This window comes from Paenibacillus sp. PK1-4R, from assembly GCF_030369595.1.
Taxonomy (GTDB): Bacteria; Bacillota; Bacilli; order Paenibacillales; family Paenibacillaceae; genus Paenibacillus.
On sequence record NZ_CP126535.1, the window covers coordinates 4,096,700 to 4,120,543 of the forward strand.

Sequence of the window (23,844 nt, forward strand, 5' to 3'; positions counted from 1 at the left end):
GTAACTTCAAGAACGACAGCATCGTTCATAGAAGCTTCCAATGTTTCAGGGTGCTGAGGAAAGATGTTATAGCTGATCTGCTTAGAAATTAGCAATAAGCTGATTTAATTCCGATAAATGCGTTATTTCATGGTCTGGCGCATACGTTTCATTGTTGGTCTTATGCTCACGGTTAATCCATACGGATTGGATGCCAGATGATAAAGCACCACGAATATCAGTCGTTAACTTGTCTCCAACCATCATGCTCTCTTCGGGTTTAACACCCAGTTTATTCAAAGCATGTTCAAATATCGACGGATCTGGTTTTCCTTTTCCGAAGTTACCCGAGATAATAATCTCATCAAAGAAAGGAGTCAATTCAGGTACACCATCCAACTTCTCTTGTTGCAAAGCAGGACAACCGTTTGTTAACAACAACAGTTTGTACTTTCCTTGTAACTGACGCAAGGTATCCATCGTTTCTTCGTATACATGTGGTCTGGATCTCCGTTCTACTCCAAACTGTGCGGCCAGTTGTTCAGCAAGATCTTCCCGATCTATACCCAACTTCAACAAGCCACGACGCCAGGATTCTTTACGGTAAACTGGAGCAAGCTGTTCCAACTGACGGAACTCAGGTTGATCCCCACCAGTAAAGTTAGCCCATAGGCCTTCAAACGGATTGATTCCAATCATTTTAGTAAAAGGAAAGGTTTCATATGATTCATACAGTCCACGTGCCTCATTACGAACAGCTTCTTCAAGTTCTTCTGGTTTAACCCCAGTCTTTTGCGCTGCGATTAGACAAGTCTCATGAAAAGCTTCTCGAACACTACGCTCATCCCATAATAAAGTATCATCTAGGTCGAACAAAATCGCTTTTAACGCCATTCCGATCATCTACCCCTTTATGCAATAATTACTTTTCGACGGTTTCCACGGTGATCTGGTGTGCTTTTGCAAACTTCAACAATCGTTCGGCAATCGCATCTGTATCGTAACGGTTCAATAACTTGGTAAACACCCATCTTTTCCCGCGACTGTTATGTTCGATAACAACTGTACCTGGTTCAATTCTGAATTTGACAATATCGTCAACCCCGATTGAACGTTCACGATTACCCTTCGTCGTGATAATCCGATTACTGCTAATCTTGATGTATGGACGGCGAAGCATGAAGATGACTGCCAAAAATACGTAAAGCAGCATGGTCACCCAGTCCCAAGTTGTCATTGGAGCTTGCACAAGGAATGTGCTCATAAACAGATACAAAAAGGCGAGACCAATCAAAAATATTGGGAACAACAAGCTGCGTCCCTTAAAGACTTCTTCACCTGGTGTACCTGTGATTGGTTGACCACTTTTTTTGCGTTGCTGATTTAACTGCTTGGAATTTTTCTTAACCGTTCTCTCGAACGAACGCGACATGAGAATCCCCCTTATGTGTCTTTGTATCGGCTTACATAATTGCAAACCAACATTTCCCCCTATAAATTGCACACTCAAAATAACAGGAAGAAACCTAAATATCATAATGATATCATTAGGTTTCGTTAGTGTTTGAGTTTGCCTTGGTGGCCTTTGTCATTCTCATCATCAACAATCTCAATGGTATCCAGTTGTTGTCTGAAATTGCTGCGAATATTACTCAAATAAATCTCTCTTAGCTCGGCACGTTCAGCAAGTTCTTCCTCCGACAATCCAGTGGACTTTTGCTTACGAGCCAATTCGTTAATGCGTGCTACCAGACTATCTATATCCAAGCTTGTCCCCTCCAAAAATACAAAGTCATATTAACTTTGCCATTATAAAGGCAGCTTGTCAAGCTGACACGCGTTAACACTCATTGATGTGCATTTTATTCTGCAAATTGCGGTAGAGCTAGTACTTGTCCCACTTGGATGGAAGTTGTATGAAGTTGATTCACTTTCTTAATTGCTTCTATATAAATACGTGTATCCATATTCGTAGGTTTATGTTCCAAAGAAATACTCCATAATGTTTCCCCTTGTGAAACGGCTATCTTTCCTCCAGGCAGAACATCATTCTCATTGCCAGCAAATACAGTTAAAACAGTGCTGCATCCAATAAATATAATCAAAGAAGTAATGGCTACCTTTAACATCCATGAAGAAATCTTGAAACGTGCTAAAACCTTCTTGTAGTTCCCTATGTTAGACTTCACCAGTTCCGAATTCATTGGTTCATAAATGCTTTGATAAGTAGAATATCTCATTAAATACCCGCCTCCAAACGTTTGTTCCTATCTCTTGAAATCAATATAACACGAACACTTGTTTTGTTCAATAGATTTTTAGAACAATTGTTCGCTTCTTTTTTGAAGGAGAAATACCTTAATTAAAGTTCTTTTGCAGAGCATTTGCAGTATTATGCTCTGCCTTTTGGACAAATTCGGTTCTAAAAGTTAAAAAACACTGATTTAATGCCATTTTATTTAGAACTTATGTTTGTACGAACGGAGGTTCTATGTTATAATTTTCCCAAACGTTACTAAAATGGGGTTGATACGGTATGTCGAAGATATCCAGCAGGCAGCAGGCTATTCTGGAGTTTATACGAAATGAAGTCCGGTTGAAGGGGTATCCTCCTTCCGTACGGGAAATTGGTGAAGCTGTTGGACTTGCTTCCAGCTCAACAGTACATGGACATTTGGATCGTTTGGAGAAAAAAGGTTTGATCCGACGCGACCCTACCAAGCCAAGAGCCATTGAGCTTTTGAGCCAGGAAGAATCTGAGCATTCTCATCAATTTGCTCATAGCGTTGCACGTATTCCTGTCGTTGGTAAGGTTACAGCCGGGGTTCCAATCACTGCAACCGAGAACATTGAAGACTACTTCCCTCTTCCTACACATTATGTAGGCGAACAGAAAGTGTTTATGCTTTCAGTAGTGGGAGATAGTATGGTGGAAGCTGGAATCGTTAACGGAGATTACGTTATTGTCCGTCAGCAGCAAACTGCTGATAACGGTGATATCGTCGTTGCAATGACTGAAGACGATGAAGCTACAGTGAAAACGTTCTATAAAGAGAAAGATCATATTCGCCTTCAACCGGAGAATGCGACCTTCGAACCTTTACGTTTGAAACACGTTAGTATTCTGGGTAAAGTCATTGGCCTTTTCCGAGATATTCATTAATATTTAACTCGAGTAACAAAACTAGATGCAATGAAATACGAAAAGAGGTTGCCCTGATGAACAGGACAACCTCTTTTTTTTATTTTTATATTGTTTTAACTGCTAATTATTCACTGCGTTTCAGAACACTCTTGTGATGCGAGAACACATCAAAGCTCTGTTGCCCGTGATATGAGCCCATACCGCTCTCCCCTACACCACCAAACGGGAGATAGTGTGAAGTCATATGAGAAAGTGTGTCATTAATACATCCCCCACCGAAGGATACTTGATTCAGAACCTGATCCTGCAGTTGCTCATCCTGTGTGAAGAGATATAACGCCAATGGTTTTGGCCGACGAACAATCTCATCCAGCATAGGGTTCAAGTCACTGTACGTAAATACAGGAAGAATCGGACCGAAGATCTCTTCTTGCATGACAGCTGATTCCCAGTTCACATCTCCAAGTACAGTCGGCTCAATCAGCAACTGCTCACGTACAGATCGTCCACCTATCAGCGTTTTGCCATCTGTGAGGAATTTCGATAACCGATCAAAGTTACGAGCATTGACAATATGCGGGAAATCAGTGTTCTGTAACACATCATCTCCAAATTTATCTTTGATCTCTGCACCAATCAGATTGATCAATTCATCATGAACTTGTTCATGTACAAGCAAATAATCCGGAGCAACGCAAGTTTGGCCTGCATTCAGGAACTTACCACGAACAATACGCTGGGCCACCAGCTTCAGATCTGCATCGCTATGGACAATAGCAGGACTTTTACCGCCCAACTCAAGAGTTACAGGAGTCAGGTGCTCCGCAGCTGCCTTCATCACAATGCGACCAACACCCGTGCTTCCTGTGAAGAAAATATAATCAAACTTCTCTTTCAACAATGCTGTGCTGGCCTCGACTTCCCCTTCCATAACTGCGATATACTCCTGAGGGAAGATCTCCTGAATCAGATCATACGTCAGACGAGATACGGCTGGTGTTAATTCAGAAGGCTTGATAACTGCACAGTTACCGGCTGCAATTGCTCCAATCAGTGGACCGAAGGCCAATTGGAAAGGATAGTTCCAAGGTGCAATAATAAGCGCCACTCCGTATGGTTCAGGGTAAATGGTACTCACCCCATCCGGCATAGCCGAATTGGTTGGAACTTGTTTGGGTGCAGCCCATTCCTGCAGATGTTCTAATGCAAAATCCAGTTCACCCAGAACAATGCGAATCTCGGAACCGTAAGCTTCCGCCTCAGATTTGTTCAAATCTGCCCGAAGTGCATCTTGAATCCGTTGCTGATACTTTTCAATTCCTTTTCTAAGCTGTTGAAGCGCATTAATTCGATACTCGATATTTTTAGTTTGTCCTGTATAAAAAAATGTACGTTGTTCTGTCACTAGTTGTTTTGCTTGATCCATATTAACATCTCCAATTAATTATTTAAAATTAAATTGCTCAAAATTTAATTAAAGTATACCTCTTCTATATGAAACTTTCAACATACAAATGAAACATCCATTTGTATATATTGGAATGATGGTTTGAATTTTAAAAGAGTGAATGTTAGTATTCCTTTCTATTTCGTGGCTATCAGAATTTCTAAGGAAGTTTGATTTAAATCTTTTGTTTCAGACAGTTTAATGCACTGTAAGAAAGCATTCTAATTTCAGTTTCTCTTTAATGGGTTACTAGATAATGACAATGGTTTTTGCGCTGTTACTAACATGAATTGATACATTTCTTCAAAATAGAAATGTTTAGTTACCACATATAAAAAACTCCCCTTTCATTAATGAAAAGAGAGCTTTACGATTATATATCGGTGAACGAATACATCATGTTAAAAGTAAGCCATGGTTACAGACAAACATAGGCTTCTTTGGTGACCCTTTTATCTGCTTCCATCTATATAACTCATCATCAGTTATTTTAAGTTTTCCACGCAATCATGTGCCTAGTTTCGTGTTTTTTATGAATTGCCCATACCTTGATTTGATGGTAATCAACAGGCTCTATTCTTAAACATCCCGGGTTTGCACACTTTCCACCAGTCTCACTAAGAAGTTTTTTTGTTTATCTAGATAGGTTTTTCCTTCTTTATGCAACTCCCTAGGATAATTCGCGTAATAATTACACTATCCTGTCCGTTATCTTAAAACTATTTTTAAGTCTAATTCCGCTGGGCTACACTTAATTGGAAAGAAAACATAATACCTTTTTCACCAAACTTGATTTATAGTCTTAATTGCTACGTTTGGAATCTTTTTAATCGCATTCTTTACAGGTATACTGCCCGGTTTTATACCAGCCTTCAAAATATCTGTAGCAGCTTGTCTGGTAAGACACGAAAAAACCAACGTCTTAACTTCATCATCTTTTGGATTATAACCACGCATGTGAGCAATGGCAGCTATCACTCGTATTTGCACGTACATTAATCAGCTGGTTTAGCTACTGGAAGAGTGACAACACCACCTACGCCAGTTAGAAACCTGCTTGTTACTCCTTTAATGTTTTGCCAACGGATTAAAGCATCAATTGCTTTATCGGTTGAGCTTTGCTTTTTCGTAAGACCACTCTATCAATTTATTTAGTTTCTGCTAAGTAGTTAAATATTTATCTAATCGGTAATCGAAAAATGAACTTGTACGAATAAAACAAAAAAGCCGCTATAATAGCGACTTTAATGGGATATTTTCTATCCGACATAAATAGATTTAATATTCGTTCACTGGACCACAACCAAAAGGTTGGCAAGTCTGGATTGTCGAAGCGGTATCAATAAAACCGGTATAATCATGATATTTGTAATAATGATGGTCTTTCCTGATGAATAAAGTCGCATTAAAATCACTATGCTTAACATCTCTAGTATATGTTTTTGTTACCCAATAGGCTCTGGGTGCATCCTTAGAAAGATAATAACCACCGATGCTTACAAGTATGCCCGCTATTCTACCACCTACAGGTCCTCCTATAAAGGAAGCAAGTATACCTGCTATTGCAGAAGCAGTTGCATATATTATCTCTGTGGAATTTTCTACTTTGCCTTTATATACATAACCGTCTGCTAATGCTTGTGGCGAGAAACTGAGATCTTCGTGAATAGGTTTTATTTCGTTTGTAGCATAATTCACTTCGCCAGTTTGAAGATTTTCATACTTTACTTTAGTCTCATCAACTTTTGTAATTTTTAACTCATCTTTACCATTTAAATCTGTTGCAATATAATAGCTGTCATATTGAATTAATGTAGAACCGTCTTTAAAAGTGATGGAATTATCGGTTGTACTTTCGACTAGTTCTAAAAGGCTATTTTCCACTTGAAGTGCTGGTAAAGAATTTGCCTGATCTTGAGCGAATGCTGGAATTGAGATAGATGTAGAAAGCATGACTCCGGCTAAAAATGTTTTAGCAATTTTCATTGTTTGTATCATTTTAGTCCTCCATTCAATTCTAATCTTTCTTTTTTCTAAAAAAATCGAATTTGATTACGTAATCAAACAAAGATGTAATCACAATAGCCCCAATTGGAATAAACAAATAAACCCAGAACGGATTATTTGGAGCTTCACCAGGCGGAGAATCTGTTAAAATAAAGTAAAGAACAATGCAATAGATTATAGCCAATACAATACCTGTTATGTTTCTATTTTTCATAGTTGCTCTCACCTCTTGTTCACAGAATCAAGTATTGTATTTCCAACTCAAAAATATTATAACATAAATTTGGTAAAATTTCTCTTATATACCTTAAAGTTTTTAAATAATATTTATGATGATAGCTTTAACCAGTATAATCCCCTTTGCTCAACAGCTATTTTCAGTACTATATTTCGTTTTTTTAATATCTGATTCCCTATCTCAGCGTTTCAGTTGCTATATAATAATATGTAACTTCTCATGCGCTAGGATACTAAATGATATTTTCAGTTAAACGCACAATGATTAGACACATCTCTATTCCGACACTTGGTACAAGGTACAAGTTCTGGTCTCGAACTAAGGACATGAACTATAAAACTAAAGTATGGTCAAATTCTCTGAAATAGGGTAGAATTGTTATAGTTACTTTCTCAGCGATAAAACAAATGTAGTAGACTAAACATAACTTTCGGAGCCAAATATGACTCCTGCACAAACGAGCCTTATATACAAAGGCTCGTTTTTTGATGTATCTTGTAAAATATCTTTTCTGTTACTAATTCGAAGATTTTCCTTTTTACATCTTTCAACAACAACATTTTACTGCTCTGTTCGATACTTTGATTAACTTGCGCTTACACCGCTGTAAGGCGGTTTTACATACACAAAAAAAGAACTAACGTTCTATACAGTACCCGTTCTCTCGACATGTGCCATCATCTCTTATCAGAAGTTTTCCCATCATTCCTACAGCTACCCATTCTGGACGCTCCAACCGAGAAACGTTAGTCTGTAAAGGATCATACTGAGGATTGATTAATGCTGTTTTCAACGTGTGTGATGGGACTGTAACCTCCCCGTTTCCATCTTTTCATGGACGCTCTCCTCATTTCATTTAGTGTATCTGAGGTGGCTTCGAGTGTCCAATTGGATTAGGAGGCTTTAAAGATATAAAAGGGGTTCTTAATAAATACATTATGCTAATTCTGCAGAATATGAAGTTTAAAGCTTCACATAATCAATGGTTTGATGCAGCTCTGCCTTCTCCATACTTCCAAAAACATTAAAATCTCTGAGGAACTCATCGAACTTATCCCTCAAATCGCTGACCAAGGAGCACTTCGAAGCTCCCCCTCCAGCTTTGTTGTTAACTTTACCGCATACGTACTCTCCGTATAGGACGGATGCTTTCCATATAAAAGCTCGATCTTCCATAATGCCTCAACCGTATTTGGCATCTCGCTGACCTGAACATCCGGCGCAAACCATCAAGCCCCTAGAAAAGAAAAAAGACGACCCACCAATTCGAGTCGCCTTCATTCCAACTCAATGCCAGTTTAAAAAATCACGAAACGACCCAAACAGCTCCGTCAAAATATACCCCGAAAATGAAGGGGGAACTAGAGAAGCTGAAGAACAACTGGATCGGACAAACTTCATGAATAAGTATAAATCTTCATAATAAACAGAAAAGTTTCAGCGCTAAGTACACAAGTAGATCTTATATAAACTCGAAGTCATAGCTCACGTTTTTAAAACTAGATGATACGAACAAACACTCTAAACAGCGACCTATTGTAAATCATCACCATAAGATATCATTATTTTAGCCCGGTATCGGTTAGTATTAATCCACATTTACAGGCTCAATCACTTCGAATAAAAATGGATTACCATTTAAATATTCTCTTATGTATGCTTGGGCATACTTTTGTTCATCGATTAAACTGGTTGTTTCTCTTGGATCAGAGGCGTGATGGCAGCAGTTCTCGATCATGAACATGACAAAAAAACATTCCAGATCCCGAATATAGTCGGTTTCCAACTTCCTAATAATCTCATAACCTTGGATAAGCATCCATCGATGCTTTGGCCAAAGCTCCAATATGGTGCCTGCCATATCGTAGAGATAATATCCGTACCCACATCTTCCAAAATCAATCGGATAGGGTTGATTATCCTCAAATACCATATTACCGGTATGTAAATCAGCATGAATGAGTCCATAGTTATGTTCACTTGGATGCATCGTGGTAAGTTGGGATACAACCTTCTCAGCTGCATCTTGATACAGCTTCCATCCCTCTTCGGATAAAAAACGCTCATAGTAACGTTCCAACTTAGCCATTTCACGTTTAAAACTTTCTACTCCCCAAGTAGGTCTTACAAAATCAGAAGGTGGATTGAAATCCTTTGCTGCTTCATGGAGCCTGCTCATCAATACACCCATATTATATGCTTGACTATCTGTAAATTCACCTGCTGCTTTTTCACCCTCTATCCATCGCATCATCGTTATATAAGGGCGCCTATATCCTGTCTCTGTTTCGATCTCCAATACATAAATACCATCACAATTTGCCATCCCTTCTGGTACTTTTAGATCTTTCGATTTGTTCAGTGCTTGTAACAGTAGGAGTTCCGAACGAATTTCCTCTCTGCTTAATCGGTCCGAATGAATGCGAAGTAAATAATTGTTATCTGTACTGGTTTCAATTTTATACGTGATCGTATCGCCGGATAGTTGAATAAACTGGATGTTATCCCATTCTAAGTCATACTTTCGAATTGCAGATAAAGCGACTTTCCTTGCTCTGATTAATAACGCCCGCCGTTCTACATCAGTATCAAATCTAAAAAAATCATTCATTTGTTATCCCCCTGCAGTTTTTATGAAGTAAATCAACTACTTCTCTTATATGTTATTATAACGATAGTAAAAGCTTGAAAATATGTAATAAACAATTTAAACTATACTATACACAAAAAAGTCACATTGGAATTTCTTTCAATGCGACTTTTGTTAAGCTATTATTTTGTATAAACGATCTTTTTAATAGTATCGCTTGAAAGGCAAAATCGATCTGAAAGTTTCTCGATAGTGTCACCATCGAGAAACTTTCGCCGGATTTCATCATTTCTAAGATTATAATTTTTCTGCTGCCTGAATTTTCACCCCAATTTTTTACGCAAAGCTTTTGATTTAGGGACGTAAACCAATTCACCGTTCATATACTTTTGTATTTCATTTAGTAATTCTTCCGGAAAGATGATGTCGGCATTTACATATCTCATGATAGCCGCTCCTTAAAATAGTTGAATTTTAAGGTAGCAAAGTCTACACTATAACAATTATCACTATCCAGATTTAAGCGGTTACTTATATTATTAGCTCTATACAAACAACCGCCGTTGTTCATAAAATAGACTTTGCATAGAACATATCTCGAACATTGTCATAGTGTCTCTCCTTCCTAAATAACATTCAAACTAAAATATGTCTTCATCGGAAATAGAATGCTATCTCAATAGTAACATATTACTCCAAGTGGGCGAAGTGTCAACACTATACAATTAAGTCGTTTGAGCTAAACTGTCATATCTCATCTATTCCTTACGAACCATCAATATTAGACACTCCACATGTATCGAGTACGTGAATACTTTAAGCTCCTTCCTGCAAACTCAGCGTTGCCGATGCGATATCCAGTTCAATTCTCTGCTTTATCACTAGCGATGATATGGTTCACCGCAGTTTAATCTTAAACTAAACTGCCCGCTAGCTTAATGAATTAGAGCAGTGACAAGTAGTTAAATACTTATCTAATCGGTAATCAGATCATTTCCTTGTCCTTTTCGGCAATCGGTACAATTTCTGGTCTCGAGCTTTAAAGCTAAAGTATGGTCAAATCCTGTGAAATAGGGTAGAATTGTTTTAGTTACTTTTCCGCAAGAAACTTCTGCACTAATCCAAACATAGTTATTGGAGCCAAATATGACTCCTGCACAAACGAGCCTTAGTTACCGAAGGCTCGTTTTTTGATGATTTTTTTTAAAATATCTTTTTCCGACTCTTATTCGAAGTTCTTCCTTTTTCATCTTTCAACAAAAACATTTCACTGCTCGCCTCAAATTGATTAACTTGCGCTTGCATCGCCGTGAGGCGATTTTACATACACATAAAAAGAACTAACGTTCTAGTAGGAGGAATGAAATTGGCAATTTTTAAGAAATTAAAAAGCGGCTGGAGGTATCGGTTAAAGTACACCGATCCGTTCACTCAACAACAAAAGGAGAAATCCGAGGCTGGCTTTCGAACTAAACCAGAGGCTGAACTAGCTGCTGCTGAATTTTTAAGGCAGCTAAAGCAAGGGTTCGAACAGACGGACATTCCTTTGGTCGATTACATTCGTAATTGGATTGATAATTACAAAAAAGGCGTTGTAAGAAAGAACACAATCAAACTACATGATAACAATCTTAACACCCACATCAAACCTTATTTTAAGCGTCTAATGCTCCAGGATTTAAAACCAGATATGTATCAAGTCTTTTTGGACTCTCTATTTAAAAAGGGACTCAGTAAACGAACGGTCGAGATCATTAACTCAAAAGTATACTCAGCCATAGAGCATGCATTGATTCAAGGGAAAATAATACGCAACCATGTAAAGGTTCAATTATTAAAGGAGAGCACAAAAAGAAGACGATCCAATTCATTGATTCAGAGGACATTCCCAAATTTCTTCATACAGCTCGAGGAGATGGGTACATTTATTGGATTTTCTTCAAAGTGCTGATTGAAACGGGGTTACGAAAAGGTGAGGCTGCCGCTTTAAAGTGGTCGGATATCAATTTCAAAGAAAAGACGATCCGCGTGGATGAAACACTCGATTTCCAAGCTGAAGACGAGGATGAACTTTTCGGAGATACAAAAACCAAAAAATCTACACGCACCATTAGTGCAAGTAACGGCATCATAAATGATTTGAGGTACCATGCTTCATGGCAGAATCAAAATAAGATCAATTTAGGGGAGTCAATGTACAGACACGATTTAAACCTAGTCTTGTGCAAAAACGACGGTAGTCCGATGCCTAAATCTAGTCTCTTTAATGCTTCGAAGAGGATTTTGAGAAAAGCTGATTTGAGTGAGGAATTAACAATTCACTCCTTGAGACATACCTATGCCGTGGTCATGCTTGAAGCTGGGGCTGACATAAAATTTGTACAAGAGCAACTTGGGCATGGCAGCGTGCAAATTACATCCGATGTGTATGCTCATATTTCTAAAAAGCTAGAAAAGAGAAACATTGATAAATATGAAGAGTACACTTCCCGTATTTTTGGATCAGAAAATCAAAAACCGGGGGACGTTTGGGGGACGCAACCTCAATAGAAGTGCAATTCCCTCGAAACGTCCCCCGGTTCATTCCTTCAAAACCCCGTAGTTACAAGGTTTTTTCGATTAGTACAAAGTGATATATTGATCGCGTTCCCATTGGTGGACTTGTGTACGGTACATATCCCACTCAATTTCTTTCAGCTCATAGAAGTGAGCCAAGGCGTGGTCGCCGAGAGCGTCACAGATGACTTCGCTGCGGATCAATTCATTCAATGCTTCTTTCAGGTCAGCTGGCAAGCTTGGAATGCCTTCTTCCACACGCTCTTCTTCTGACATGATGTAGATGTTACGGTCAATTGGAGCAGGTAAGGAAAGCTCACGTTTGATTCCGTCCAGACCTGCTTTCAACAAAACAGCCAAAGCCAGGTAAGGGTTAGCAGCCGGATCCGGGTTACGAACCTCAACACGTGTACTCAAACCACGGGAAGCTGGAATACGAATCATTGGGCTACGGTTACTAGCAGACCATGCTACATAACAAGGTGCTTCATAACCTGGTACAAGACGTTTGTATGAGTTCACAGTTGGGTTAGTAATTGCTGCAAACGCACGCGCGTGCTTCAGAGTTCCAGCCATGAAGTGACGAGCAGTTTTGCTCAGACCCAACTCGTCCGACTCATCAACAAATGCGTTCTCATTGCCTTTGAACAAGGATTGGTTACAGTGCATACCGGATCCGTTCATACCAAACAGCGGTTTCGGCATGAATGTAGCATGTAAACCATGCTGACGTGCAATCGTTTTAACAACGAGTTTGAACGTTTGGATCTGGTCAGCTGCTTTCAGGGCATCAGCATATTTAAAGTCGATCTCATGCTGACCTGGAGCTACCTCATGGTGGGAAGCTTCGATCTCAAAGCCCATTTCTTCAAGTGTGATAACGATGTCACGACGACAGTTTTCACCAAGATCCGTAGGCGCAAGGTCGAAATAACCACCTTGGTCATTCAGTTCGTTAGTTGGGTTTCCTTTTTCGTCTGTTTTGAACAAGAAGAACTCGGGTTCAGGACCAACGTTAAAGGAAGTGAATCCCATATCTTGGGCTTCCTTCAGGTTACGTTTCAAGATGCCACGTGGATCTCCTGGGAACGGATTACCATCCGGAAGATATACGTCGCAAATCAGGCGTGCAACACGGTTCTCTGCAACCCATGGGAAAATAAGCCAAGAATCTAGATCTGGATAGAGGTACATGTCGGACTCTTCAATACGTACATAACCTTCAATGGAAGATCCATCAAACATCATTTTGTTATCCAGAGCCTTAGTCAACTGACTCACAGGAATCTCAACGTTTTTGATAGCTCCAAGCAAATCAGTAAATTGCAATCGAATGAATCGTACGTTTTCTTCTTTCGAAATGCGGAGAATGTCTTCTTTTGTATAACTCACTATAACCTCTCCCTTTCTTATCTGCGTATTTGGCTTGCCTGTTATATTTGTACATTAGAAAGTTCCACGGGTCAAGGAGTCTCACACCAAAAGTGCATGTTTTCCCCTCACTCGCCAAGTTATGCGAATTTACTTTTTATTAAAGAATCGGGAAAGCTCTCCCTGAATGAGAGATACTTGTCCAGGTCTCTTACCTGATACAAGCTGCTGCTTCAGCAAGCGGTGCAACTGCGTATCGGACAACTCTCTGCGTTTAACTTCAGTGTCTGGCGTGATAACTGTAGCTTCCTCGGATTCTTTCGAAACAGGATTCATCACTTGTTTGATGCCCGCGATGTTAACTCCTTTTTCAATCAAAGCCTTGATCTCTAGCAATCTCTCTACGTCATTAAAAGAGAATAAACGTTGATTACCTGACGTTCTCGCAGGAACGATCAAGCTGTGCTGCTCATAATAACGAATCTGACGTGCAGACAGATCCGTAAGTTTCATTACAATACCAATCGGGAATAAGGCCATATTTCTGCGAATTTCATCACCCATGTTCATCAACCTTCCAGTCATCTATTCTTCACCCTATTGTACATTTAGTTATTACCAAGTGTCAATGACGTGTTAGATAAACTCACAATAATTTACGATCTTTCATAGTCTGTAACGCCATCAAAACGCCATATTTGACATGAGAGTACGTTAATCCGCCTTGCATATACCCGATATACGGCTCCCGAATAGGCGCGTCGGCTGATAATTCCAGACTTCCACCCTGAATGAACGTACCTGCCGCCATAATGACAGGGTGCTCATAACCAGGCATATCCCAAGGTTCAGGAACCACATGACTATCCACAGCTGCTGCACGCTGAATCCCCTGCACGAAGGCGATCAGATGCTCAGCAGAGCTAAACTGAACAGCCTGGATCAGATCTGTGCGAGCTTCATTCCAGGCGGGTTTGGTTACAAATCCAGATTCAGCAAACATCGCAGCAGCAAACGTACTTCCTTTGATAGCTTGTCCTACAATTGTCGGTGCCATGTAAAGTCCTTGGTAGATGCCACGTGTTGTCCCCAGCATCGCTCCCACCTCTCCCCCGATTCCAGGGGCTGTCAGACGATAAGCTGCCAGCTGTACGTACTGTTCCTTCCCGCATATGTATCCACCGGTTTCCGCAATGCCTCCACCAGGATTCTTGATCAGTGATCCGGCCATCAGATCAACTCCGACTTCTGTCGGTTCACGTTCCTCTGTGAATTCACCGTAACAATTATCTACGAATACGATGACATCCTCCTTAAGCCCTTTAACACGCGTAACCATCTCAGCAATCTCAGCAACACAGAAGGAGGATCGCCAGTCATAACCACGTGAACGTTGAATCCCAATGACTTTTGTAGCCGGTGTAATGCTTTTTTCAACCGCTGCCCAGTCCACTCCACCTTCATCAGTTAAGGCCGTCTCACGGTAACCGATGCCAAAATCGCGTAATGAACCTGTACCATCACCGGGTTTGCCAATAACTTTATGCAATGTGTCATAAGGCTTACCCGTGATGTACAATAATTCGTCACCTGGACGCAAAACACCAAAGAGAGCTGTACTAATCGTATGAGTACCTGAAGCAAAATGAGGACGCACCAACGCGGCTTCCGCGCCGAAAACATCAGCATATACTTCATCAAGCACTTCACGCCCACGATCGTTATAGGCATAACCTGTTGAACCTGCAAAGTGAAAATCACTTACTTTTCGCTGTTGGAAAGCATTAATCACCTTCCATTGATTGTGATCTGTTATCCGATCAATCTGTTGCAGTTGTCCTTCAATCTGACGCTCCACTTGACGTTGAAGTTCAGATATTTCTGAATCAAAGCTTACCATCTTACTTCATTCCCCTTCATAGCACGAATCTGACGTTGAATATCCATTATCGTGTAACTTATCACATCAATATGTCATGAATATTACAATTCAATGAATTCTTCAAGCATATAACCAAATTTCTCATATTCACCTTTTTGCAATTCAACTTCATAAATTACATCATTCTCTTCAAAGCTGGTATCCACTACATCACCAATTTTGTAGAGTACCGACGTAAGATCACCACGTTCTGCCGGAATACGGAAGCGTTTCGTATCACCTGTCAGCTCTGTCTGAATCAATTCACGGATTTTAAGCAGATCCTCAGAGTCTAATGCGCTTACCTTAATGTGACCTTTATCCAATGGAAGCATCTCAAGCTGCTCTGGTGTGCACGCATCTTTTTTGTTATACAGGACTAACTGCGGCTTGTCCCCTGAACCAAGTTCTTGCAGAATCGTATTAACCGTCCGCATCTGATCTTCACGCATAGCTGATGAGGCGTCCACAACATGCAGGATCAGGTCTGCTTCATTCACTTCCTCCAGCGTTGCCCGGAATGCTGCAATCAGATCATGCGGGAGATTTTGAATAAAACCAACCGTGTCGGTAAGTACGATTTCTTTTCCACTTGGAAGTTCCATCGTACGTGATGTTGGATCCAGAGTAGCAAATAGCTGATCTTGAATATACACATCTGCAGCCGTCAACTGTTTGAGCAAGGTTGATTTTCCAGCATTGGTATAACCAACGAGGGCCACCTGAACAATACCTGTCTTTTTGCGGCGTTCACGATGCAACTTGCGATGACGAGTCAATTCTTCCAGATGACGCTTCAGATCATCGATACGACCACGGATGTGACGGCGGTCTGTCTCCAACTTGCTTTCACCTGGGCCTCTTGTTCCGATTCCGCCCCCGAGTCTGGACAGGTTCTTGCCATGACCCGACAAACGTGGCAGCAAGTAGCTATGTTGAGCCAATTCCACTTGAATAATACCTTCTCTAGTGTTGGCACGTTGTGCAAAGATGTCCAAAATCAATTGGGTACGGTCAATAATTTTGAGATCGAGGGTTTCTTCCAGGTTACGAACCTGTGCACCTGACAATTCCTGATCAAAAATAGCTGTAGTTGCTCCGAGTTCCTCTGCAATCGCACGAAGCTCTTCCACCTTACCTTTACCAATGAACCATTTGGTATCACGTTTTTCCCTGTTCTGAGAAAGTACACTTAGCACTTCCACTCCAGCTGTCTCGGCAAGTTTCACCAGTTCCTCTAAAGAGTACTCAGGGTTGATACCTGTACGTTTTACATCATCCGTAACAAGACTCACCAAGACGGCGCGATCTTTTTTGACCATATCTGTATCATGTGTGCCATTTGTCATGTATATGTTCACTCCCTCTAATTACTATTCTGTTGATATTCATTACCACGAATATGCCATGGCATGCCTTAAGCCGAACCGGTTGGCCCGGCCGGCTGGTGTAAAAACTATATTATCGCTTACTTTCGCTCAAAGTTCAAATCCTCTGTACGGATTGTCATCAGCTCCAGTTTTCCTGGACTGCCTTCCGAGTATTGTTCCAACAAACGAACCGCCTGATGCCTGATCGAACGCTCAATGGCATTACGAACGTATCTGGCGTTACTGAACGCATGCAGCGAATCATTTTTTTCCTGAAGCAAATGCTGCTTAAGTTTGAGTATGGTCTGAGGCATTAGAATATAATCACGCTCTTTGGCCATAATCTCAGAGATTTGAATCAACTGATCAATGCTATAGTCCGGAAACTCCACTTGAATGGGAAAGCGAGAAGGTAATCCCGGATTCGTCTGGAGAAAAAAATCAATCTCTTCCGAGTACCCGGCAAGAATCAGTATAAACTGATTTTTGTTATCTTCCATGGACTTAACAAGCGTATCAATAGCTTCCTTTCCAAAATCCTTCTCTCCCCCGCGGGCCAAACTGTAAGCTTCATCAATGAACAATATCCCACCGAGTGCCTTCTTGACCAAATCTCTTGTTTTCTGCGCCGTGTGACCAATATATTCTCCAACCAGATCCGCACGCTCTACTTCAATAAGATGACCTTTACTCAACACCCCCATCTTCTGAAAGAGTTTGGCAACGATCCTCGCCACGGTGGTCTTACCAGTTCCCGGATTGCCTTTGAAGATCATATGATACACGTGCGCACCACTAAGTAGGCCTGCTTCAGTGCGCATCTGAGCAATCTGTAGGAAAGCATAAATTTCAAATACCAAGTCTTTGATATTTTCAAGTCCAACCAGTTGCTCCAATTCACCCTGTATCTCCTGGAAATGAGCATGTTTGGTTATACTCTTGGCTGCCTGTACTGCCGCTGCTTCATCTTTGACCAACATCTGAGGTTCCTGGTTACGCAACACAATATTAATTTGTCTGGATGGTCTGCCTCCTGGTTGCTCTCCTGCAGCCATGACCCGTCCGTTCATTCGCCATCACCTCTATTTTATCGGGCTGAACTCTCCTGATTATTAATGTATTCTATCAGGTGCTCCAATATTAGAAGGATCATGAAGAATTCTACGGATAAATAGATGTCTCAAATCTGAATGTTTTTTCGAAACTCTCCGTTCTCAAACAAACTCTGCCTATGCTTCAGTGATAACTGAAAGTATGGGAATACATGTGCATCAATGGCATGCAGCAGTTCTTTTGCCGTCTTGTTAGCCAAGTCATAATCGCCTGTAGTAATATGCTTCCGTGACAGCGCATCTTCAAGCTCATCTTCATCCAGCAAAAATACTTCTCCATCTTTCAGTACAACGACATCCAGATACAGGTCATCAAACCAAGGAACACCCTGATCGGTTATCCCCTGACTACGACATGTATCAATGTACCACTCTACAATCCGTTCCTGATCGTCAAACATCGCCGTTACAACAAAGTGCTCTCCCTTCGGATAGTATTGCAGCCAGGAATAACCTTTATCTGCGATACAGAAGGTACTGCCTCCATAAGTTTTCCACAGAGATTCTTTCAAATCCTGTATGGTGTACAACGTAATATAACCTGTGAAAATTTTGGATTGAACGAACCGGCATGTGAATTGTCGGTTCGTAATCCGGCGCCAGTTCGCGCGGTCCCCGAATTTCCGTTTCATACGAACCCCTCTTTGCCGACTACAGGTCCGTGACCTGCTCTGATGTTATTGGTGAACAATGTAATAACGTCCGCCTGATGGATTCCAGCGCTCTGGGCCCGCCCTTGCACAACGTATTACGAATAGTTACAGCTTACCATATTTAAGGTTTACACTCAAAATCAAGCTTTGTCCCACCTAATCATCAAATCAGCTTCCATTACAGTTGGTTCCATATAACAAAAAAAACTGCTTCACCGAAATTCCGGGAAGCAGTTTTTTAATGTAGCTATTTAGTGATTCATTGGCTTAACCGCCGGTTCCAGCTTGAGAATCTGCAGGTGCATCTGTTCCTCCAGTATCCCCACTCGTTCCGCTGTCCGGAGTTACAACCTCGCCCGGCGTTGTTACGGCCCCATCATCGGAGCCTTCACCGGTACCGCCTGGCTCTGTTGTCCCCTGGCCAGGTGGGGTCGTGTTTCCTCCCCCAGGTTGACCGTTTCCTTGGCCGGGTCCACCGTTATTACCACCGTTGCCATTGTTTCCGTTATTACCATTACCATTTCCGTTGTTGCCATTTTCATTCCCATTATCATTACCGTTATTACCGTTCGAGTTGCCATTATCCGGTGAACCATTGTCCGGATTCTCCGTACCTGGCTGCTCAGGATCTATCTCTGTTCCAGGGTCTATACCAGGATCAGGTTCCTCCGGCGGCATTTCCTGTGCTTCAATCATCAAGGAAATGGTGTTGGAAGGATCCGTCTCAAGTCCTGATGCCAAGTCGTAAGCTGTCACATAGTACTCATAGGTTAGACCAGGCAACGCACTTAAATCTTGTGCATTGGTCGCTCCTATTGCATCAATGAGATGAGTGAACTGGGCTTCCGATGTTTCTTTCCGATAAATCCGATATTGCGTACTCGCGTCACCCGTTCCAGTCCAACTTAGGGAGACGGTTTGTGCATTTGGATCGTATGATCCACTCAGCCCACTAACGGACAGAGCCGGCTTTTCTGGTTCTTCTACTGGCGGAGGTGCCTGCCCTCCAGCTGGTGCTTTGAATTGCTTCACTGGAACGCCTTTTAAAGCATCTCCCATGACTTTGGCAAAGAAAGCTGCCGACAGCTTACTGCTGTTCTTAAGCATGTGATTGGCATCCGGATTGTCATAGCCCATCCAGACTGCGGCAGTCCATTCCGGTGTGTATCCAACAAACCATACATCACGGTTGGCACTGTTGCCAGAGATACCACTTTGAACAGTTCCTGTTTTACCCGCTACGGGGCGATCCAGACGTGCTGAACGTCCCGTACCGTCATTAACAACGTTCTGCAGCATCTGTGTAAGCTGATACGCATTTTGCTCGCTCATGACACGCGTTGTGTCCGAGTTATCGTGTTTGTACGTGGTTTTGCCTGCGCTATCCTTAATTTCCTTAATCGAATAGGCTTGTCGGTATTCTCCGAGGTTGGCAAATGCACTATAGGCTTGCGCCATTTCCAGTGTATTTGTACCTTTACTTAGACCACCGAGGGCAATCGCCAAGTTTTTGTCTTCATCTGTCAGCTGTATACCTACACTCTTGGCAAAATTAATGCCTGTGTTAACGCCTATTTTATCAAGCAGCCAAACCGCAGGAATATTTTCCGATTTCGTAATGGCTTCCGTCATACTGATCGTCGAAGAATATCCATGCAAGTTACCAGGACAATAGTTACCAAAACATTGCTTTGCATTACTCAGCGACGAGTTGGCACTGTAATTTCCTGATTCAAGCGCCGGTGCATAAGACACAATCGGTTTAAAAGCTGAACCTGGTTGTCTTCGACTCTGCGTTACACGGCTATAACCTTTAGTCTGATAATCCCGTCCACCCAGGAGGGCAACGAGGCTACCATTCTCATGGTTCATAATAACCATGGAGCCTTGAACCTGTTGATCATCTTTACTTGCCTCGAACAGACTATCATCTGTGAACGCAGTTTCCATGGCTGTTTGAGCCTGAGCATCCATAGTTGTATAGATTTTGTATCCGCCGATATTCAGATCATCTTCCGTTTTACCTGTTACTCGTTCAGCTTCACGGAGCACATAATCTATAAAACCTTGATACTTCCTGTCTTTCTCTGGTCGCTTGTAGTTATAGTTAATCTCTTTTGCTTCGTCCATCTCCGCCTTGGTAATGTAGCCTTGTTCATACATCAGCTGCAATACCACACCTCGACGTGCTTTTGAGTCGTTTGGATTGCTCACCGGATTATAGGCAGAAGGCCCTTTCGGCATAGCTGCCAATGTAGCAATTTGCCACAACTTCAACCTCTTGAGATCAGTAACTCCAAAGTAAAATTCAGATGCTGCTTTAATCCCGTAACGCTGATGACCGAAGAAAATCCGGTTCAGGTACATCGTCAGAATCTCGTCTTTTGTGTACTTGCGCTCTAATGCCATGGCAATTGATACTTCCGTTGCTTTACGGAAGAACGTTTTGTCACGGGACAAGAACATGTTCTTGGCAAGCTGTTGGGTTAGTGTACTACCACCTTCCACCATGGAACGAGCCATGACGTCCTTAACCGCCGCACGCCCTATGGACCAGATATCCACGCCCTGATGATCGTAGAAGCGTTTATCCTCCGTTGCAACAAAGGCTTGCTTCACCAGCTCAGGAATATCATCTTCTTTGACGGGTTCCAACTTCTGAATGGATAGCTCCCCCATTAATTGGCCATTGCGATCATATACTTTTGAAGTTTCATTAATTGTGGTTTTGTCCTTGTTGGCTTTGAGCAGATTTTCACCACTCACCATAATAAATAAATATCCGCCTAGTGCACAGAATATGGCGATTGCCATTGTGAAAAACAGTGTCCATCCAACGCGTTTACCCGTAATTTTTTTCTTTTTAGAGGTCTTTGGCTTCGCTTTTTTGGGTGACTTGTTATTGTTGTTGCGATTGTTAGACCTCGACAACGGATCGTTTGGCATGTTACCTCCTGACTCCCTTTCGGTTGCATAATTTCTAATCGTCTGTAGGCTCAGGCATATATTAAACATATTTTGCCCGGAATGAAAAGAACAACCCTTTATTCAGGTTGCTCTGTTTCAATACCTATACTTGTAGACGAAATGGTTGGTGAAAAGGTTTCGTAATTTTTTTAAGCTTCGCCGCTGTTATCTTGCTGCATCAGCGATACGCTGCGTTGCGGCGTGAACGTGGAGATGGCATGCTTGTAGACCATTTGCTGGCGTCCGTCGCTGTCAATGACGATCGTAAAATTGTCAAATGCCTTGATCGTCCCGCGGATTTGGAAGCCGTTGGTCAGATAGACCGTAGCAGGAATATTTTCTTTCCGCAGTTGGTTCAAGAACGTATCTTGGATGTTGATGGACTTGTTCATTAGCCGTACCCCCATTGGTTCATTTGAATTCGTGTTCAAGTAATATTCAATATCGCTGAGTAGCTTTCGTGCTATTATATCATGAACAGTTTCATATAATCCACAAAAACCCCTTGTCTGCTATTTTACCCCCATTCTTGGCGAGGTGAACAAATAGAAGACTTATCCATTATACACCGCTTGTCTGTTTTGCAAAAGAGGGACAAAATCTTCATTTTAAAGCACACTTATTCGTTGTTTGGTGAATGCTTAATCTCTACCATCTGTTCTAGTGATAAGTAAAAACCTCTATCCTTTTGATGACTAAAAGGTAGAGGTTTACATATCTTGATCTAATCGATGCCTGTCAGAAGAATACTAATAATCGCTCAAATCAATCAAATTTTCGTGTAATCAATTCACTTATCTGCTTGTATTTCCCTTCAAAATCCTGGGTATCCGTCATGTCCACCCATTCAATATCCTTCATATGACGGAACCAGGAAAGCTGCCGTTTGGCAAACCGACGTGTATCCCTCTTCAACCACTCAACCGCAGCTTCCCAACTCACTTCCCCTTGCAGGAACGCTGCAATTTCCTTATACCCCAGTCCTTGCATGGAAATATGACCTCTGGCCACTCCACGTTCCAACAGGGACTTCACTTCATCCACCAGACCTTGTTCGATCATCAGATCAATCCGCTCTTCTACCCGGGCGTACAACTTCTGCCGATCCATTGTCAAACCAACAATAAGAAGGTCATAAGGCGACTCTTTCTTCTGTACTGCCAGCTGATCAGACCACTTCTCGCCTGTGAGGTGATGGATCTCAAGCGCACGTACAATTCGCCGCTGGTCATTTGGATGCAGACGATCCGCACTAACGGGATCAACTTCCCTCAATCGATCATGAAGGGCCTGAGCTCCATTTAGCTCAGCATAGCTGAATTGTTCCTCTCTGAACGCTTCATCCGAACCGCTATCCGAAAATTGGAAGCCGTAACATACTGATTCCACATATAGACCGGTGCCACCTACAATAAAAGGCATTTTACCGCGTTCATGGATTTCACTAATCAATCGTGTGCAACTCTCCTGGAACTCGGCCACAGAATACGGATACTCCGGTTCATGGATATCAATAAGATGATGAGGTACACCCTTCATTTCTTCAGAGGTAATCTTGGCAGTTCCGATATCCATTTCACGATATACCTGCATCGAATCCCCTGAGATAATCTCACAATTGAAAGCTTGGGCCAGCTCGATGCTCATTCTTGTTTTGCCTACTGCTGTTGGTCCAACCAGCACAAGCAGTTTAGGTTTTGGTTTAACTTCCACTTTCAACATTAATCACTCCGTACAGGGTTTTTGCATTCGCCCGATCAATTATTTCAAATCCGAGCCTGTCAAACTCCGCGCTGCCGCGCTTTTCTTTCATCACTACCCGTTTACGGGCAACTCGTTTTGCTTCCATAATGCTCTGTTCATCCAGCGCGTGAGCATTTGCATAATCTCGCAAGGGCTGTATAGCACTTGAATCCATCATTGGCTCACGGAACATGGGGTCAAAATATACGGTGTCACAGCTTCGATCTGGCATGGAACGCAGCAACTCAAGATGATCCACATGCCGCAGATCTATGCGCCGGAAAGCCTCATCCACCAAGGGCTGATTGCTCTTATAATGAGACATGCCCTCCAGCAGCAGGGTATAGAGCGGTTGAGAACTTTCACATGCAATGACTTGTCCACTCTTCCCAGCCGCAACCGAAAATACCAGCGCATCTGAGCCGAGTCCAGCGGTACAATCAACAATCGTGTCTCCTTCGAGTACCGCACCAGCTTCCAGCATAGGATCGGCTTCACCTCTTAGAACACGTTTAGCGCGAACAAATCCCATACTGGGGTGAAACTCAAGCTCCGTTGCATCCTTGCGAAACAGGCGCGCTCTGCCATTGAGCACGACCAGGATTTCATCGATACCATAATGTTCAATTAGTCTGGGTAAAGACGTTCTCTTGCGCGGTACGTAGGTACCTCCAGTCGTTTCGGCGAGCTTACGTGCACGCTCCACCTGAGAGGCAATCTCCTTGTCACCGGTTGTAATGTACAT

19 protein-coding genes and 2 pseudogenes are annotated in these 23,844 nt (G+C 41.9%); 2 read left to right on the forward strand and 19 right to left on the reverse strand.

Annotated elements, in window-relative coordinates:
* Positions 1 to 81 precede the first annotated feature (81 nt).
* From QNO02_RS17715 to QNO02_RS17730, 4 genes are all read right to left on the reverse strand, one after another.
* Positions 82 to 873, reverse strand: a complete 792-nt coding sequence (locus QNO02_RS17715) for an HAD family hydrolase (RefSeq protein ID WP_289389523.1) — start codon at positions 871 to 873, stop codon at positions 82 to 84.
* Between the two features lie 28 nt (positions 874 to 901).
* Positions 902 to 1,411, reverse strand: a complete 510-nt coding sequence (locus QNO02_RS17720; protein WP_017688037.1) for a hypothetical protein — start codon at positions 1,409 to 1,411, stop codon at positions 902 to 904.
* A gap of 125 nt (positions 1,412 to 1,536) precedes the next feature.
* On the reverse strand, positions 1,537 to 1,746 hold the full coding sequence (locus QNO02_RS17725) for a DUF896 domain-containing protein (RefSeq protein WP_017688036.1): 210 nt from the start codon (positions 1,744 to 1,746) through the stop codon (positions 1,537 to 1,539).
* A 95-nt stretch (positions 1,747 to 1,841) separates the two neighbouring features.
* Positions 1,842 to 2,219 (reverse strand): LysM peptidoglycan-binding domain-containing protein, encoded by a 378-nt coding sequence (locus QNO02_RS17730; protein WP_091020706.1) that lies wholly within the window; start codon positions 2,217 to 2,219, stop codon positions 1,842 to 1,844.
* A gap of 296 nt (positions 2,220 to 2,515) precedes the next feature.
* Between QNO02_RS17730 and lexA the strand changes: the two genes are divergently transcribed.
* Positions 2,516 to 3,142, forward strand: a complete 627-nt coding sequence (lexA, locus tag QNO02_RS17735; protein WP_017688034.1) for a transcriptional repressor LexA — start codon at positions 2,516 to 2,518, stop codon at positions 3,140 to 3,142.
* 106 nt (positions 3,143 to 3,248) lie between these two features.
* On the opposite strand, the gene QNO02_RS17740 is transcribed toward lexA, so the two are convergent.
* From QNO02_RS17740 to QNO02_RS30335, 5 genes and pseudogenes are all read right to left on the reverse strand, one after another.
* Positions 3,249 to 4,550 carry an aldehyde dehydrogenase gene (locus tag QNO02_RS17740; RefSeq protein ID WP_289389524.1) on the reverse strand — a complete coding sequence of 434 codons (1,302 nt, stop codon included), beginning with the start codon at positions 4,548 to 4,550 and terminating at the stop codon, positions 3,249 to 3,251.
* Positions 4,551 to 5,849: 1,299 nt separating this feature from the next.
* Positions 5,850 to 6,569 (reverse strand): adenosine deaminase, encoded by a 720-nt coding sequence (locus QNO02_RS17745; protein WP_289389525.1) that lies wholly within the window; start codon positions 6,567 to 6,569, stop codon positions 5,850 to 5,852.
* Positions 6,570 to 7,453: 884 nt separating this feature from the next.
* Positions 7,454 to 7,621, reverse strand: a pseudogene (locus tag QNO02_RS30330) (peptidase G2 autoproteolytic cleavage domain-containing protein); the annotation flags it as partial.
* A 783-nt stretch (positions 7,622 to 8,404) separates the two neighbouring features.
* Positions 8,405 to 9,427 carry a phosphotransferase enzyme family protein gene (locus tag QNO02_RS17750; RefSeq protein WP_289389526.1) on the reverse strand — a complete coding sequence of 341 codons (1,023 nt, stop codon included), beginning with the start codon at positions 9,425 to 9,427 and terminating at the stop codon, positions 8,405 to 8,407.
* A gap of 302 nt (positions 9,428 to 9,729) precedes the next feature.
* Complete coding sequence (locus QNO02_RS30335; protein ID WP_339309772.1) at positions 9,730 to 9,852, reverse strand: hypothetical protein; 123 nt, start codon at positions 9,850 to 9,852, stop codon at positions 9,730 to 9,732.
* A 920-nt stretch (positions 9,853 to 10,772) separates the two neighbouring features.
* On the opposite strand from QNO02_RS30335, the pseudogene QNO02_RS17760 reads away from it, so the two are divergent.
* Positions 10,773 to 11,956, forward strand: a pseudogene (locus tag QNO02_RS17760) (site-specific integrase).
* A 69-nt stretch (positions 11,957 to 12,025) separates the two neighbouring features.
* Here the strand turns inward: QNO02_RS17760 and glnA are convergent.
* The 10 genes from glnA to QNO02_RS17810 form a co-directional block, all read right to left on the reverse strand.
* The gene (gene glnA / locus QNO02_RS17765; RefSeq protein WP_091029299.1) at positions 12,026 to 13,354 is read right to left on the reverse strand and encodes a type I glutamate--ammonia ligase; all 1,329 of its coding nucleotides are present in this window, start codon (positions 13,352 to 13,354) and stop codon (positions 12,026 to 12,028) included.
* A 129-nt stretch (positions 13,355 to 13,483) separates the two neighbouring features.
* The gene (locus tag QNO02_RS17770; RefSeq protein ID WP_056689944.1) at positions 13,484 to 13,897 is read right to left on the reverse strand and encodes a MerR family transcriptional regulator; all 414 of its coding nucleotides are present in this window, start codon (positions 13,895 to 13,897) and stop codon (positions 13,484 to 13,486) included.
* A gap of 82 nt (positions 13,898 to 13,979) precedes the next feature.
* On the reverse strand, positions 13,980 to 15,233 hold the full coding sequence (locus tag QNO02_RS17775) for a methionine gamma-lyase family protein (RefSeq protein WP_289389527.1): 1,254 nt from the start codon (positions 15,231 to 15,233) through the stop codon (positions 13,980 to 13,982).
* Positions 15,234 to 15,316: 83 nt separating this feature from the next.
* On the reverse strand, positions 15,317 to 16,603 hold the full coding sequence (gene hflX / locus QNO02_RS17780; protein ID WP_076331536.1) for a GTPase HflX: 1,287 nt from the start codon (positions 16,601 to 16,603) through the stop codon (positions 15,317 to 15,319).
* Between the two features lie 119 nt (positions 16,604 to 16,722).
* Positions 16,723 to 17,694, reverse strand: coding sequence for an AAA family ATPase (locus QNO02_RS17785; protein ID WP_062834999.1), 972 nt, complete (start codon positions 17,692 to 17,694; stop codon positions 16,723 to 16,725).
* A 110-nt stretch (positions 17,695 to 17,804) separates the two neighbouring features.
* Positions 17,805 to 18,368 (reverse strand): ribonuclease FAU-1 family protein, encoded by a 564-nt coding sequence (locus tag QNO02_RS17790; protein ID WP_289389528.1) that lies wholly within the window; start codon positions 18,366 to 18,368, stop codon positions 17,805 to 17,807.
* A gap of 288 nt (positions 18,369 to 18,656) precedes the next feature.
* Positions 18,657 to 21,335 carry a transglycosylase domain-containing protein gene (locus tag QNO02_RS17795; protein WP_289389529.1) on the reverse strand — a complete coding sequence of 893 codons (2,679 nt, stop codon included), beginning with the start codon at positions 21,333 to 21,335 and terminating at the stop codon, positions 18,657 to 18,659.
* 170 nt (positions 21,336 to 21,505) lie between these two features.
* Positions 21,506 to 21,748 (reverse strand): RNA chaperone Hfq, encoded by a 243-nt coding sequence (gene hfq / locus QNO02_RS17800; protein WP_017687918.1) that lies wholly within the window; start codon positions 21,746 to 21,748, stop codon positions 21,506 to 21,508.
* 373 nt (positions 21,749 to 22,121) lie between these two features.
* Positions 22,122 to 23,078: a tRNA (adenosine(37)-N6)-dimethylallyltransferase MiaA gene (gene miaA, locus QNO02_RS17805; protein ID WP_036672759.1), complete on the reverse strand. Its 957-nt coding sequence runs from the start codon at positions 23,076 to 23,078 to the stop codon at positions 22,122 to 22,124.
* Entirely contained in the window at positions 23,059 to 23,844 is a 786-nt protein-coding gene (locus tag QNO02_RS17810) for a class I SAM-dependent methyltransferase (RefSeq protein WP_289389530.1), read from the reverse strand. The genes miaA and QNO02_RS17810 overlap by 20 nt, the downstream gene beginning before the upstream one ends.

What these genes read in the sequence shown, in the direction of transcription:
- QNO02_RS30335 (WP_339309772.1), bottom strand. Translation starts at nt 9,852, where the DNA reads ATGAGATATGTAAATGCCGACATCATCTTTCCGGAAGAATTACTAAAT.
- hfq (WP_017687918.1), bottom strand. Translation starts at nt 21,748, where the DNA reads ATGAACAAGTCCATCAACATCCAAGATACGTTCTTGAACCAACTGCGG.
- QNO02_RS17770 (WP_056689944.1), bottom strand. Translation starts at nt 13,897, where the DNA reads ATGGGTGATGAAATTCGCAGAAATATGGCCTTATTCCCGATTGGTATT.
- QNO02_RS17785 (WP_062834999.1), bottom strand. Translation starts at nt 17,694, where the DNA reads ATGAACGGACGGGTCATGGCTGCAGGAGAGCAACCAGGAGGCAGACCA.
- QNO02_RS17795 (WP_289389529.1), bottom strand. Translation starts at nt 21,335, where the DNA reads ATGCCAAACGATCCGTTGTCGAGGTCTAACAATCGCAACAACAATAAC.
- hflX (WP_076331536.1), bottom strand. Translation starts at nt 16,603, where the DNA reads ATGACAAATGGCACACATGATACAGATATGGTCAAAAAAGATCGCGCC.
- QNO02_RS17720 (WP_017688037.1), bottom strand. Translation starts at nt 1,411, where the DNA reads ATGTCGCGTTCGTTCGAGAGAACGGTTAAGAAAAATTCCAAGCAGTTA.
- QNO02_RS17790 (WP_289389528.1), bottom strand. Translation starts at nt 18,368, where the DNA reads ATGAAACGGAAATTCGGGGACCGCGCGAACTGGCGCCGGATTACGAAC.
- miaA (WP_036672759.1), bottom strand. Translation starts at nt 23,078, where the DNA reads ATGTTGAAAGTGGAAGTTAAACCAAAACCTAAACTGCTTGTGCTGGTT.
- QNO02_RS17740 (WP_289389524.1), bottom strand. Translation starts at nt 4,550, where the DNA reads ATGGATCAAGCAAAACAACTAGTGACAGAACAACGTACATTTTTTTAT.
- QNO02_RS17715 (WP_289389523.1), bottom strand. Translation starts at nt 873, where the DNA reads ATGGCGTTAAAAGCGATTTTGTTCGACCTAGATGATACTTTATTATGG.
- QNO02_RS17775 (WP_289389527.1), bottom strand. Translation starts at nt 15,233, where the DNA reads ATGGTAAGCTTTGATTCAGAAATATCTGAACTTCAACGTCAAGTGGAG.
- QNO02_RS17745 (WP_289389525.1), bottom strand. Translation starts at nt 6,569, where the DNA reads ATGATACAAACAATGAAAATTGCTAAAACATTTTTAGCCGGAGTCATG.
- QNO02_RS17730 (WP_091020706.1), bottom strand. Translation starts at nt 2,219, where the DNA reads ATGAGATATTCTACTTATCAAAGCATTTATGAACCAATGAATTCGGAA.
- lexA (WP_017688034.1), top strand. Translation starts at nt 2,516, where the DNA reads ATGTCGAAGATATCCAGCAGGCAGCAGGCTATTCTGGAGTTTATACGA.
- QNO02_RS17750 (WP_289389526.1), bottom strand. Translation starts at nt 9,427, where the DNA reads ATGAATGATTTTTTTAGATTTGATACTGATGTAGAACGGCGGGCGTTA.
- QNO02_RS17810 (WP_289389530.1), bottom strand. Translation starts at nt 23,844, where the DNA reads ATGTACATTACAACCGGTGACAAGGAGATTGCCTCTCAGGTGGAGCGT.